17 protein-coding genes are annotated in these 14152 nt (G+C 36.7%); all 17 read left to right on the top strand.

Annotation, left to right across the window (positions count from 1 at the left end; all coding sequences use genetic code 11):
* Positions 1-41 precede the first annotated feature (41 nt).
* The 17 genes from FN817_RS16610 to FN817_RS16530 all read left to right on the top strand — a co-directional run bounded on the left by FN817_RS16610 (position 42) and on the right by FN817_RS16530 (position 14106).
* Entirely contained in the window at positions 42-956 is a 915-nt protein-coding gene (locus FN817_RS16610; protein ID WP_142718920.1) for a dialkylrecorsinol condensing enzyme DarA, read from the top strand.
* A 1-nt stretch (position 957) separates the two neighbouring features.
* Entirely contained in the window at positions 958-2097 is a 1140-nt protein-coding gene (locus FN817_RS16605) for a beta-ketoacyl-ACP synthase III (RefSeq protein WP_142718919.1), read from the top strand.
* Positions 2097-2528 (top strand): hypothetical protein, encoded by a 432-nt coding sequence (locus FN817_RS16600; RefSeq protein WP_142718918.1) that lies wholly within the window; start codon positions 2097-2099, stop codon positions 2526-2528. The genes FN817_RS16605 and FN817_RS16600 overlap by 1 nt, the downstream gene beginning before the upstream one ends.
* Positions 2529-2536: 8 nt before the next feature.
* Complete coding sequence (locus FN817_RS16595; protein WP_142718917.1) at positions 2537-2980, top strand: ABC transporter permease; 444 nt, start codon at positions 2537-2539, stop codon at positions 2978-2980.
* Positions 2981-3605: 625 nt separating this feature from the next.
* Positions 3606-4010: a hypothetical protein gene (locus FN817_RS16590; protein WP_142718916.1), complete on the top strand. Its 405-nt coding sequence runs from the start codon at positions 3606-3608 to the stop codon at positions 4008-4010.
* A gap of 59 nt (positions 4011-4069) precedes the next feature.
* Positions 4070-5065: a BtrH N-terminal domain-containing protein gene (locus tag FN817_RS16585; RefSeq protein WP_142718915.1), complete on the top strand. Its 996-nt coding sequence runs from the start codon at positions 4070-4072 to the stop codon at positions 5063-5065.
* A gap of 1 nt (position 5066) precedes the next feature.
* On the top strand, positions 5067-5825 hold the full coding sequence (locus FN817_RS16580) for an ABC transporter ATP-binding protein (RefSeq protein ID WP_142718914.1): 759 nt from the start codon (positions 5067-5069) through the stop codon (positions 5823-5825).
* Positions 5812-7080 (top strand): ABC transporter permease, encoded by a 1269-nt coding sequence (locus tag FN817_RS16575; protein WP_142718913.1) that lies wholly within the window; start codon positions 5812-5814, stop codon positions 7078-7080. The genes FN817_RS16580 and FN817_RS16575 overlap by 14 nt, the downstream gene beginning before the upstream one ends.
* Positions 7081-7156: 76 nt before the next feature.
* Positions 7157-7585 (top strand): acyl-CoA thioesterase, encoded by a 429-nt coding sequence (locus FN817_RS16570; RefSeq protein ID WP_142718912.1) that lies wholly within the window; start codon positions 7157-7159, stop codon positions 7583-7585.
* Positions 7582-8739, top strand: coding sequence for a beta-ketoacyl synthase N-terminal-like domain-containing protein (locus tag FN817_RS16565; protein WP_142718911.1), 1158 nt, complete (start codon positions 7582-7584; stop codon positions 8737-8739). The genes FN817_RS16570 and FN817_RS16565 overlap by 4 nt, the downstream gene beginning before the upstream one ends.
* A gap of 10 nt (positions 8740-8749) precedes the next feature.
* Positions 8750-9289 carry a 3-oxoacyl-ACP synthase gene (locus tag FN817_RS16560; RefSeq protein WP_142718910.1) on the top strand — a complete coding sequence of 180 codons (540 nt, stop codon included), beginning with the start codon at positions 8750-8752 and terminating at the stop codon, positions 9287-9289.
* Positions 9290-9364: 75 nt separating this feature from the next.
* Positions 9365-9622 carry a phosphopantetheine-binding protein gene (locus FN817_RS16555; RefSeq protein ID WP_034692439.1) on the top strand — a complete coding sequence of 86 codons (258 nt, stop codon included), beginning with the start codon at positions 9365-9367 and terminating at the stop codon, positions 9620-9622.
* Positions 9623-9706: 84 nt separating this feature from the next.
* Positions 9707-10906, top strand: a complete 1200-nt coding sequence (locus FN817_RS16550) for a beta-ketoacyl-[acyl-carrier-protein] synthase family protein (RefSeq protein WP_142718909.1) — start codon at positions 9707-9709, stop codon at positions 10904-10906.
* Positions 10903-11964: a beta-ketoacyl synthase N-terminal-like domain-containing protein gene (locus FN817_RS16545; protein WP_142718908.1), complete on the top strand. Its 1062-nt coding sequence runs from the start codon at positions 10903-10905 to the stop codon at positions 11962-11964. The genes FN817_RS16550 and FN817_RS16545 overlap by 4 nt, the downstream gene beginning before the upstream one ends.
* 166 nt (positions 11965-12130) lie before the next feature.
* Positions 12131-12886 (top strand): polysaccharide deacetylase family protein, encoded by a 756-nt coding sequence (locus tag FN817_RS16540; RefSeq protein ID WP_142718907.1) that lies wholly within the window; start codon positions 12131-12133, stop codon positions 12884-12886.
* Positions 12879-13505: a LolA family protein gene (locus FN817_RS16535; RefSeq protein WP_142718906.1), complete on the top strand. Its 627-nt coding sequence runs from the start codon at positions 12879-12881 to the stop codon at positions 13503-13505. Before FN817_RS16540 ends, FN817_RS16535 begins: the two co-directional genes overlap by 8 nt.
* Entirely contained in the window at positions 13471-14106 is a 636-nt protein-coding gene (locus FN817_RS16530; protein ID WP_142718905.1) for a hypothetical protein, read from the top strand. The genes FN817_RS16535 and FN817_RS16530 overlap by 35 nt, the downstream gene beginning before the upstream one ends.
* Positions 14107-14152 lie beyond the last annotated feature (46 nt).

Raw genomic sequence — 14152 nt, 5'->3', positions numbered from 1 at the left:
AAATATGAAAAACATACTTTTGTAAACGCTAAAGAAAACTAATGAAGAAAAATATACTTGTCATATATTATTCACAAACCGGACAACTCGAAGATATTGTGAGGAACATTGCAAAACCTTTTGAAGCTCAGAAGGAAAAATACGATGTAACCTATTATAATATTCAGCTAAAGGAAGATTTTCCTTTTCCCTGGCCAGGTGATGTTTTTTTCAACACCTTTCCTGAGTCTTATTTACAGATTCCAAAAGAAATTCTGCCTCCATCTGAAGAAATTCTGAACAAAAAGTACGACCTTGTTCTTTTCGGCTATCAGGTATGGTATCTCACACCATCCATTCCTATCATTTCATTTTTAAAGAGTGGTTATGCAGAACGTATTCTTAAAGACACACCTGTAGTCACCATCTCCGGAACCAGAAATATGTGGATGCTCTCGCAGGAAAAATTAAAGGTATACTTAAGAGACTTACAGGCTAAACTTGTAGGGAATATTGCACTGGTAGACAGACATGACAATTATACGAGTGTATTAACTATCCTTCGATGGCTTACAACAGGACAGAAAGAAAAATCCGGAATGCTTCCCGCCGCAGGGGTTTCCGATGAAGAAATTGCAGGCTCGGTAAAGTATGGCCAGATTATTGAAAGACATTTTAATAATAATGACCTTAATAATTTACAGCCGGATCTTGTGAAAAACGGAGCCATTGAAATCCGTGCGTTTTTAGTACGCGTGGAAAAGGTAGGAAATAAAATTTTCACTGTATGGTCTAATCTGATTATAAAGAAAAAAGAGAAACGCCCATTGCTGATAAAATTCTTTAAGGTATATTTGATGGCGGCGATATGGATTATCTCACCTGTCGTTTTGGTTTTACACCTGCTTACAACCCCTATATTTTGGTTTAAAAGACAAAAACAAAAAAGATATTTACAAGGAATTAATTTAAAATAGAATGTACGACGTATTTATAACAAAAGCATCAAAATACTTACCCAATGAGCCGGTAGCGAATGATGAAATGGAGACTTATCTTGGGCTTATCAATGATGCGCCATCTAAAGCAAAATCACTTATCCTAAGAAATAATAAAATCACAACAAGATACTACGCTTTAGACAAAGAGGGAAATCCTACGCACTCTAATGCGCAGCTTACTGCAAAAGCAATTGAAGGACTTTTTGACGAAAATTTCAGAAAGGAAGATATGAAATTATTATCCGTAGGAACTACTTCGCCAGACCAGATCCAGCCTTCTCACGCTTCTATGGTACATGGTGAACTGAATATCGGAAAATCTATTGAGATTAATACTTCCACAGGTCTTTGCAACTCAGGGATGAATGCTCTGAACTATGGATTCCTTTCCGTAAAAGCCGGTGTACAGGAAAATGCCGTATGTGCAGGTTCCGAAAGAATGTCTGCGTGGATGACTGCTGATAAATTCAACCACGAGGCTGAAAATTTAAAATTACTGGAAGAAAGACCCATCATTGCTTTCAAAAGAGAATTCCTGAGATGGATGCTTTCTGATGGAGCAGGAGCTTTCCTTTTAGAAAATAAACCGAGAGAAAACAGCACTTCCTTAAAAGTAGAATTTATTGATTTCTATTCTTACGCACACGAAATTGAAGCATGTATGTATGCAGGGTGTGACAAGCTGGAAGACGGAAGCCTGAAATCATGGGCAGATTACCCTTCTGATGAATGGCTGAAGCAATCTATCTTTGCCATCAAACAGGATACTAAAATTCTTGATAAATATATCCTTGTAAAAGGAGCGGAAAGTTTAAGATCTTCCTTCGACAAACATAATCTGGATCCGGAAAAAATTGACCATGTATTGGCTCACATTTCTTCAGGATATTTCAAAGACGGACTGAAGGAAGAGTTTGCTAAAAAAGGAATGGATTTCCCTGCAGAAAAATGGTTCTATAATCTTTCTGAGGTTGGAAACATTGGAGCAGGATCTATATTTATTGCCCTTGAAGAACTCATGAATTCCGGAACATTGAAAAAGGGAGAAAAAGTACTTCTTTGCGTTCCTGAAAGTGGAAGATTCGCTTATTCTTGTGCTCTATTAACTGTTTGCTAATGGAAAACAGACTGCCGACTTCCGATAAAGATTTTGTAGAAAGCCTTATACCGCAACGGTTTCCTTTTGTGATGGTGCATGAGTTATCAGAATATTCTGAAAACCATCTTTTATCCGGTTTTGAGATCAAAGAAGATAACCTTTTCATTCAGGACGGTTTTTTTCAGGCTTCGGGACTGATTGAGCATCAGGCACAGAGCGTTGCACTGCATACCGGATATAAATATTATCTGCTGGGAAAAGATGCTCCCACCGGATATATTGGAGCTATTAAATCATTTGAAGCTGAAATACTGCCCAGAACAGGAGATCATCTGATATCTGAAGTAACAATCCTTAATGAAGTAATGGGAGTAACTCTGGTAGATATCGTTACGAAACTGAACGGTGAAGTGATTGCAAAATCTCAAATGAAAACCGCTGTAAAATAAAACTGTAAATGGAAATAAAGGAAGAGAATATCATCAATATACACAACTTTTTACCGCATCGCGAACCGATGCTAATGGCAGACTATATCCTGGAACTGACCAAAGAAAAAGTAGTGACTTCCTTTGAAATAAAAGAAGATAATATATTTGTTCACAACAATGAATTTGCTGAAGCCGGATTAATTGAAAATCTTGCGCAGACCTGCTCATCTATTCTTGGACAAAGCTTCTTTGAAAATCCTGAAGCAGATACAAAAGTGATCGGGTTTATTACCAATATCAAGAAGATTGAAGTATTTGCCCTTCCAAAGGTGAATGACAAAATCATTTCCAAGGCATCTCTTATTTCACAATTTGAAAATATTTGCCACATCTTCTGTGAAACATTTCATAATGATGAATTGTTGATCAGGGCGGAAATCAACCTGTTTATTCAGGAGGTAACATCTTAAAGATCAATTCAACATAGATATAAAAGCTGTACAGAAACGTGCAGCTTTTTTATTTTTGATCTTAGGGCTTGTGAATATTTGTGTAATTCATTGGTACCATTTGTGTTTAAATATAGGTTTTGGCTAAAGCCAGTTGATCTTTTTCTTTTTTGCAAGTGGGTTAAAGCGACTTCTATTGAATTGACTATAACTGTTTTACAATAAAAAAACATTTTTTATTTATTTAAAATCAAAAAAACCAATATAATACAACTGAAAATCAATAAAATACAAATTAAAAACATCCTCACAAGAGGAATTATTTCACGTGAAACATTATAAAAATTCGTGAAACTCTGATCATCAGCGAGAAACAGTTTTAAACTAAAAAAACGGACCTTTTCTGTTTCACTATAACTTTTCACTTAAAGGTTTTCTATAAAACAGTTAAATAAGATTAGATTTTACATCATTACATTGGGTAATCATAATCTTTGATATAACCTCTGTGTCAAGGTGATAACGCTCTCAGATTTAATATGATTTACATATAATGTATTTTCACTATTTTAGCCACCTGATTATAAGAATCAGAAAACAGGTGAAAATTTTTCATCTGGAATCTAAAAAAATTGACATTATTTAGATGAAAAAACAAGACCTGCCTCAAGACGAAAGTAACCTGAAATCCGCCAACATGACTGAAGTTATGTATGTGACGGATGAGAATGACAACTACACGACAGCGAACAGTATCGGCTGGGATGCCAAGAAAGCTGCTCTGGATGAATCGATGGAACTTATTTATGAAAGAATTGAGGAAGCAAAACAAAATGTTGCCAATCATAAGGTAAGTCCTATTGTATATTTTATGGAACTGAATAAAATGGATCTGGGTGTCCTTTCTTCTTATGTCGGAATGTGGCAATGGAGGGTAAAGAGACATTTTAAGCCCAAAGTATTTAACACACTAAGCGAAACTGCACTGAAAAAATATGCCGAAGCATTCGGGATTTCAGTGGATGAATTAAAAAACTTCAACGGGAAATAAATGAAATAAGGCGATATAGTGCCTGTTCCATTTGCCCCATGAAAAGATACAATCAGCAAATGAAATTAAACTTTGAACACCATCAGACTGCGCATTGCGAAAACGGTGTTGCTTCTAATCTACTGCTTAATAAAGGCCTGAAACTAAGTGAGCCCATGATCTTCGGGATCGGTTCCGGATTGTTTTTTGTCTATCTTCCCTTTTTAAAGGTGAATTTTGCTCCGGGCTTCAGCTATCGTCCGATGCCGGGTGCTATTTTCAGCAAAGCAGCGAAAAGATTAGGAATTAAAATCAAAAGAGAAAAATTCTCAAATCCTAAAGATGCCCAAAAGGCTCTTGAAAGAAATCTGGAACAAAATATCCCAACAGGACTTCAGGTAGGCGTTTTCAACCTTACCTATTTCCCTGAAGAATATAAATTCCACTTCAATGCCCACAATCTTGTGGTGTATGGAAAAGAAGACGGGAAATTCCTTATCAGTGATCCTGTGATGGATTATACCACTTCCCTTTCCGAAGCAGAACTGGAAAAAGTAAGATACGCCAAAGGAGCGCTTCCTCCAAAAGGACATATGTACTACCCTGTTTATGTTCCGGAAAATGTAAACCTTGAAGCAGCCATCAAAAAAGGGATCAAAGATACCTGCAAAAACATGCTGGCTCCTGTACCGCTTATCGGGGTAAAAGCCATGAGATGGGTCGCAAAAAGCATCCCGAAATGGGCAGAAAAGAAAGGAACGAAAGTAACCAACCATTATTTGGGACAGCTCATCAGAATGCAGGAAGAAATCGGAACCGGAGGTGGAGGTTTCAGATTTATCTACGGAGCCTTTCTTCAGGAAGCATCTGTGATTCTTAAAAATGATGAATTAAAAGAATTATCCAAAGAAATCACTGCTATTGGTGACCTTTGGCGAGACTTTGCCGTGGATATTGCCAGAGTGTATAAAAACAGAAACTCAAAAAGTAATATCTACAATGAACTTTCAAAAACGATGCTGCATATTGCAGATCTGGAAGAAGCTTTCTATAAAAAACTGAGAAAAGCGATCTGATATGGCAGAAAATATGATCGAGATCAAAAACCTGTATAAGAAGTACAAAAATTCTGATGAGTTTTCTGTAAATGATATCTCTTTGAATATCAGCAAAAATGAAATTTATGGAATTCTCGGACCCAATGGAGCAGGAAAAACAACTTTAATTTCCATGCTTTCGGGACTAATAAAACCTACTTCTGGACAATTTACAATCAATGGCTTATCCCCACACAAGGATGGATTTAAAATAAGACAGATTATTGGAATTGTACCTCAGGAATATGCATTATACCCAACGCTTACAGCCAAAGAAAACCTGATGTTTTTTGGAAGTCTGTATGGCTTAAAGCATAACCAGCTTAAAAAGGTAATTGATGAATCTCTGGAAATCATGGGGCTTTCAAAATTTGCCAACAAACAGGTAGGACAATTTTCAGGGGGAATGAAACGCCGATGCAACCTCATCGCCGGAACGCTTCACAATCCTAAAGTTCTATTCTTAGATGAGCCAACCGTAGGAGTTGATGTTCAGTCTAAAAAAGCAATTATTGACTATCTTTTAGATTTAAATAAACAGGGCACCTGCATTATTTATACTTCCCATCACCTTTCGGAAGCAGAAGAATTCTGTACAAAAATTGCCATTATAGACCATGGAAAGATCCATGCAGTAGGAACTCCTGAAGAATTGGTGAACAGAGTAGCAAGCGCTGAAAACCTTGAAGATGTTTTCATTTCATTAACCGGAAAAGAATTAAGAGATGTTGTTGTATAAACTGTGGAGAAGCTTTATTAAAGAAATTCTTCTGCTGAAAAGAGATATCGGAGGAATTGTCATCATCTTTGTGATGCCTTTGCTTTTGATTGTAACCATTACCCTTATTCAGGATTCTACCTTTAAAAACCTTGAAGGATCAAAAATTCCGATCATTTTTATTGATCAGGATAAATCTGAGGTTTCAAAAAATATAAAAGCAGAGCTGGAAAACAGCAAAACATTCCAGCTGTTGACTAATTTCAATGAAAAATCTGCTCAGGATGCTGTTTTTTCGGGAGATTACCAGATGGCGATCGTCATTCCTGATAATTTAACGAAAGATTTAAATTCCAATATTGATTCTAAAGTTCAGACCATTGTAAGTTCATTCGGACTGGAAGGAGATTCGGCAAAAGTAAAAACAGCAGCTCCAAAGGCCAAAGAAATTCATTTGTACTTTGACCCTGCTACCAATGCCGGATTCAAAAACTCAGTGATGAATTCTGTCAACAAAATGGTTTTTGAGATTGAAAATAAAAAGATTTACAAAGCATTCCAGGAGCAACTGGGAACAACAGAAAATCTTGATGAAAATAAAAACCTGATAAGCTTTAAGGAAATCACACCAAAGAAAGGCGCAATGGACGTCATGCCGAATTCTGTTCAGCACAACGTTCCTGCCTGGACTCTTTTTGCGATCTTCTTTATTGTAGTTCCTTTATCCATCAATCTGGTAAAGGAAAAAAGCCAGGGAACAAGTGTAAGAGCGAGAATAAGCCCTACGCCGTATTTTGTCCATATTTTAGGCAAAACATTTACCTATCTTATTATCTGTATCATTCAGTTTTTACTGATGGTTGCAGTGGGAATTTATCTTTTCCCTTATATGGATCTTCCGGCTTTTGATGTATCCGGGAAGATGTTCCAGCTATTGATCGTAACACTGTTCGCAGGGTTGGCAGCTATTGGATTTGGAGTTTTATTAGGAACTATTGCTGATACTCAGGAACAGTCTGCTCCATTTGGTGCAACATCTGTAGTGGTTTTGGCTGCTATCGGCGGAATCTGGGTTCCCGTATTTTTAATGCCGGAATTCATGCAGACTATAGCGAAATTCTCTCCCATGAACTGGGGATTGAATGCTTACTATGATATTATTTTAAGAAATAGTGGAATTGGAGGAATAGCTAAAGAACTACTGTTCTTATTATTATTTTACTTTGCCACCGTAGCAATTTCTATTTTTTACGAAAGAAAGCTCCAAAATATTTAATTTATTTTTATGACAAATATTACCAGGAGTTTCCTGACGGCCAAAAAAAACAATAAAAATTCCGGAAGAAAACAAAATGCAGTCTAAAGAAAATATACTAACATGTACTGAAGAAGTAAGAGTACGGTTCAATGAGACAGATCCGCTGGGAATTGTCTGGCATGGGCATTATATCGTTTATTTTGAAGACGGAAGAGAAGCTTTCGGACGTCAGCACGGCTTAACCTATCTTGATATTCAGAATGCAGGATTTGTAACGCCTATTGTAAAAAGTACCTGTGAGCATTTTCTTCCTTTAAAATATGGAGAAACTTTCAGAATTGTAACAACTTATGTAAATTCAATATCTGCCAAGCTGATATACAGATATGAAATCTTCAACAAGGAAGATCAATTGGTATGCAGCGGAGAAACCATCCAGGTATTTCTGGACAGTAACGGAAGCTTATGCCTATACAATCCGGAATTTTTTCAAAACTGGAAAGATAAAATGGGATTATTATGAGGAAAGAAGTCTACATCACAGATTACAACTGTGTAACTCCGCTGGGATTCACAGCAGATGCTAACTGGAAGGCACTTTTGGAAGGAAGATCCGGAGTTGCTTTACATAAAATCATAGACAATCAGGATGCTTTTTATGCCTCCATGATTGATTCTGAAAAACTGAATGAAGAATTTAATAGATTCTTTGCTCAGAATACCATCGATTTCACAAGACTTGAAAAGATGCTTCTTTTAAGCTTAAGGCCTCTTGTTGAAAAACATACCCCATCAGATGACACCGCTTTTATCCTTTCAACAACAAAAGGAAATATCAGCCTGTTAAAAAACCAGTCTGAATTACCGGAAGGCGTTTATTTATCAAAACTAGCGCAGAAAACAGCAGATTTCTTTGGATTCACAACAAAGCCTATTGTTGTTTCCAATGCCTGTGTTTCAGGAGTAATGGCGATTGCAGTGGCAAAGAATATGATTCAGGCAGGAAAGTATAAAGATGCTTTCATTATTGCGGGGGATGAACTTTCTGAATTTGTTATTTCAGGATTCAATTCATTTCAGGCTATAGGATCAGGGCCATGCAAGCCTTATGATAAAAACAGAGACGGGATTAATATCGGTGAAGCCGCAGCAGCTGTCTATGTAACCAGCTGTCATTCTGACGAAGGAAGAATCTCACAAAATGAAAAATTCAGATTTAAAGTCCTGGGAGATTCTGCAGTGAATGATGCCAACCATATTTCCGGACCTTCAAGAACGGGTGACGGTTTGTATGCCAGTATCAGAAATGCAATGACGGAAGCGAAAGTTTCTTCAAAACAGATTGATTTTATTTCTGCCCACGGAACGGCGACTTTATATAACGACGAAATGGAAGCTATTGCCTTCAACAGAATGGAACTTCAAAACGTCCCACTCAACAGTATGAAAGGCTATTACGGACATTGTCTGGGAGCGTCAGGACTACTTGAAAGCATTATTTCTATGGAAAGTGCCCTTCATAACACACTGCTTCCCTCAAAGAATTTTGAAGAAATGGGAGTAACCCAGCCTTTGAATATCATCACAGAAAACCAATCTGCAGCTGTAAGATACCTTCTGAAGACAGCTTCAGGTTTTGGTGGATGCAATGCAGCTGTTGTGCTGGAAAAATGTTAAAATGAGCGTCATGAAGAAAACAAACATCTGCACCATAGAACATTCAAAAATAATAGTTGACGGAAATCTTATTTTTGAAAGCCCTGGCGAAACATTTCAAGAATTTGCCAAAGAAGCCTATAAAAGTTTAGACCTAAGCTATCCCAAGTTTCATAAAATGGATCAGCTGAGTAAACTGGCCTTTCTTTCCGCTGAAACCATTTTGAAAGATGAAGATCACAGCAGAACCGCCATCGTTTTTGCTAACAGATCTTCCAGTCTGGATACAGATTTCAAATATCAGGAAAGCATCAATGATCAGGATAACTTCTATCCGAGTCCGGCCGTTTTTGTCTACACTCTTCCTAATATCTGTGTAGGTGAAATCAGCATTAAACACAAAATGCAGACAGAAAATGCTTTTTTTGTTTTGGATGAATTTGACGAAAATTTTTTAACCGATTATTCAGAACAAATCCTGCTGTCCGGAAAGGCTGACAAAGTATTGTGCGGCTGGGTGGAATTGTATCAGGAAAATTACAAAGCTTTTGTATATTTGCTAACCTTATAAAAATGTAACAATATAACAGTGTGATGATATAATGATCTTAATGATATACTGAAGCACTGATAAACCAACTTAATTATGGAAAACTTAAAAACAGAATTGAAACACAAAATTATTGAAGTTCTTAATCTTGAAGATGTATCTGTAGAAGAAATCAAAGATACTGATCCATTGTTCGGAGGAGGATTGGGACTGGATTCTATTGACGCTTTGGAACTGATCGTTCTTCTTGATAAAGACTACGGAATAAAATTAGCTGATCCTAAAAAAGGAAAGGAAATCTTTCAATCTATTGACACGATGGCAAAATTCATCGAAGACAACAGAACGAAATAAATTAATATAACAATCTAACAGTGTAGCCATGTAGCAATTATTGATCAATTGTTAGATCGCTGCACTGTTACATTATGTAATACCATGAGTCAAAAAATTGCCATAACGGGAATGGGCATCATTTCCTCCATCGGAAACAATGTGGAGGAAAATTTTATTTCACTGCAATCCGGAAAACATGGAATTTCAGACATTGAAATGTTTGAAACCCGACATGCAGGAATTATTAAAACAGGTGAAATAAAATTATCCAACGAAGAACTTGTACAGCAGCTTCAACTTGATGAAGACAACAACGTGACAAGAACTTCTTTATTGGGGATGGTTGCTGCTAAAGAAGCTGTAGAAAGTGCAGGAATTTCAGATATCAACGGTTACAAAACCGGATTGATCTCTTCTACCAGTGTAGGAGGAATGGATATTACTGAAAAATATTTCTACTCTTACGAAGACTTTCCTGAAGAGCAAAAATATATTGACGCCCACGATGCCGGAAATTCTTCATTGGCAATTGCCGATTATCTGGGATTACAAGGAATGGTATCTACGATCAGCACAGCCTGCTCATCAGCAGCTAATGCCATTATGATGGGTGCTAAACTGATCAAAAACGGAGTTTTGGACCGTGTTATTGTAGGAGGAACAGATTCTCTTTCAAAATTTACCCTGAATGGTTTCAATACCTTGATGATCCTTACGGATTCTTACAATACTCCCTTTGACAACAACAGAAAAGGATTGAATCTTGGAGAAGCAGCTGCGTTCTTAGTTCTTGAATCTGAAGAAGTAGTTAAAAAAGAAAATAAAAAAGTTCTTGCTTATCTTTCCGGATACGGAAATGCCAACGATGCACACCATCAGACCGCCTCTTCTGAAAACGGACAGGGAGCATTTTTAGCGATGCAGCAAGCGTTAAAAATTTCAGGATTAGAAAAAGAAAATATAGATTATATCAACGTTCACGGAACGGCTACTCCTAATAATGATTTATCAGAAGGAATTGCGATGATCAGAATCTTTGGTGAAAACCAGGTTCCCGAATTCAGCTCTACAAAAGCATTTACAGGACACACTTTGGCCGCAGCAGCAGGAATTGAAGCCGTATTTTCAATATTAGCCATGCAAAACAGTGTTATCTTCCCGAATCTGAATTTCAAAACAAAAATGGAAGAATTTGATCTTACTCCTGTTACCGAACTGAAAGAGAAAAGTATTAATCATGTACTATCCAATTCATTTGGGTTTGGAGGAAACTGTTCAACCTTAATTCTTTCAAAGTCATGAGTGCAGTATACATCAACAGTGCATCCTGTATCTCCGTTCAGGACACTTTAAACGAAAATATTCTTCAGAACCTTACTCCTGAGAATTCTTCCAATATCATCAAAGCGATAGAGCCCAATTATAAAGAGTTCATTCCGCCAGCCATGATCAGAAGAATGTCTAAAACGGTAAAAATGAGTTCTGTAGCCTCACATTACGCTTTAAAAGAAGCAGGTATTGATCAGCCGGATGCCATCATCGTAGGAACAGGAATGGGATGCTCACAGGATTCTGAAAAGTTCCTGAAAAATGTGATTGATAATCATGAAGAATTCCTTACCCCTACCTTTTTCATCCAATCTACCCACAATACGGTAGCGGGGCAAATTGCTCTGGGACTACAATGTCATGCTTATAATTTCACCTATGTGAACACCTCCTCGTCACTGGAGTTTTCATTACTGGATGCTCAGCTTCAGATCAATGACGGAGAGGCAGAAAATGTTTTGGTAGGCTCTACAGACGAGCAGACTGTCAGAACAATGGAGCTTTACTGTTTAAATAATACGATAAAAAAAGAAGCAGATCTTCCTGCCGATTATTTGCATTCCACCACCAATGGCGTGGTTTGGGGCGAAGGTGCCAGCTTCTTTGTTGTAGGAAAAGATAAGACTGAAAGTTCTTACGCAAAACTTAAGAATATCAATATCAGTAACAAAGTTGAGTTAGATGAAGTACAGGACTGTATCCAAAATTTCTTAGCTAAGAATAATCTTTCAACCGGAGATATTGATGCTGTTATTTTAGGATTCAGCGGAGATGCAGATTCTGACGTTTACTACTCAAAAGCAATGGATCTGTTTCCAAACTCATCTTTGCTTTATTACAAGCATTTGAGTGGAGAATTCAATACAGCGAGTGGATTTTCAACATTCATCGCCTGTCATATCCTTAAGGAACAGCAGATTCCGGAAGTCATGATGATCAATGCAGAAAAAAAGGAAAGTATAAAGAATGTACTTCTTTACAACCATCTGGCGGGTCATGATCACAGTCTGGTATTATTGGAAAAGGTTTAGTTGAAGAAAAAACAATAATGTTTACAATTAAAGCAGTACGGTTGTCATTATGATGAAGGAAGAATCTCTTCTTTTCATATTATAGATTCTTCATTTCGCTCCGCTACACTCAGAATGACAAAATGTGTATACATCAAGAAAGTTTAACCATATAAACCAGCCAGCAATGAAACATTATCCATTCATCCTGTTCTATCTTTTTTGTAACGTTTTTATTTATGCTTTTCATGGAAGCTTTTGGGTGTATCTGTTTTGTTTTTTTGCTTTTTCCGCAGTCGTAGTCTGGGGTTCTTTTGATATTGAACTGGGATATTTTGTCAACAGCATTACTCATAAGCGCACAAAGATCAAAGAAGTTGCCCTCACTTTTGATGACGGCCCAACTGAATTTACCCCAAAATTTTTAGACCTGCTTAAAGAGCATCAGGTAAAAGCCACCTTTTTCTGTATCGGAAAACAGATTGAAAAATATCCTGAAACGTTTCAGAGAATCATTGCAGAAGGTCATACAATCGGAAATCATACGTTATCACACTCCAATTCTACAGGATTTTTATCTACCTCAAAAATGATTGAGGAAATTAAAAAGTGTGATGAAGTGATTAAAAATACGGGAAATATAACAACCCTTCTTTACAGACCTCCTTTCGGAGTAACGAATCCCAATATTGCAAAAGCCATCAAAAGAACGAATAAAATAAGCATCGGATGGGATGTACGGTCTTTAGACACCATCATTGATGATGAAAAGAAAATCTACCGCAGAGTGACTAAAGGCTTGAAGAAAGGCAGTATTATCCTGCTTCATGATACTTCGGAAAAGACCTGTCGTGTGCTGGCCAATTTATTAGTATTTTTGAAGGACAAAAAATATTCAACATTTACGGTTGATACAATTATAAATTCAAATAGAAATGATTAAAAATATTGCTTTCGGAGCATTCTTACTGGTTTCCGGTTTCTTTTTTGCACAAAATACGGCCATGTCAGGAGCTGAAGCTAAAGCATTTGTGTCTAAGGTATCTTCGGAAACTAAAGAGATCAAAACTTTACAGAGTGATTTTACCCAGACCAAAAAAATGGACTTTCTGGACAAAAGTATTGTTACCTATGGAAGAATGTCACTGCAGACTCCTAATATGCTAAGCTGGAAATATACCAAGCCTTATCAGTACAGTATTGTTTTTAAAAGCAATAAGATCTTCATCAATGATCAGGGGAAAAAATCATCTGTAGATGCCAAGAGCAAAACATTTGAAAAAATCAACAAACTGATTGTAGGAAGTTCAAACGGAACGATGTTCAATGATCCTGAGTTTACGGTAACGTATTTTAAGAACGGAAATTATAATGTCGCTAAGTTTATTCCTAAAACATCACAACTGCTGAAATATATTAAACAGATAGAGCTGTATTTCCCAAAGAACCAGTCTACAGTTTCCCAGGTTAATATGACGGAAGCTTCCGGAGATACTACGAATATTGTTTTCAAAAATACCAAAATCAATGCGTCAATTCCTGCGTCAGAGTTTTCTTTATAGCCTGATTCTGAGTCTGGCTGTTTCCTGTAAAACGTATAAGCTAACCGATGTCCAACCAGTTTCTACATCTGAAAAGACGGTTGAAAATTTATATTTCTCTTCCGGTGAAGATTATGTGTACAAATGCCAGATGGACCTTTATAAAAACCATGTAAGCGGTATTCTGATCATCAAAAAACTGAACGAAACAACGCATCGTGTTGCATTAACATCAGATTTTGGGAATAAACTGATTGATTTTGAAGTTTCTGACAATAATTTCAAACTGAATTATGTACTTCCTGATCTGGATAAAAAAATAGTCATCAATTTCCTGAAAAATGACTTCCAGCAGCTTTTGAAAAGACAGTACCCGGTGAGCGAAAGTTTTGAGAATGATAATGCTAAAATCTTTCTTTCAAAAATTGAGAATAAAAACTATTATTTATTCTTCAATAAGGAAAATGGCTTACTGAAACAGATCATTTACACGAAAAATAATAAGGAAAAAATCGATTTTACTTTTGATGCAAAAAAACCTATCTTCGCGGATAGCTTAAATTTACAGCACAAAGATTTTAAGATCAATATAAAACTATTTCAAATAACCGAAACAGAATAATTTCCAACAGGAAAACTGTACAATAAGTAAGTGTCGTTTTTCAGAC

This window comes from Chryseobacterium rhizoplanae, assembly GCF_900182655.1.
Lineage (GTDB): Bacteria > Bacteroidota > Bacteroidia > Flavobacteriales > Weeksellaceae > Chryseobacterium > Chryseobacterium rhizoplanae.
Note: the sequence above shows the minus strand (reverse complement) of the source record. Positions and strands in the feature narration are given on the sequence as shown.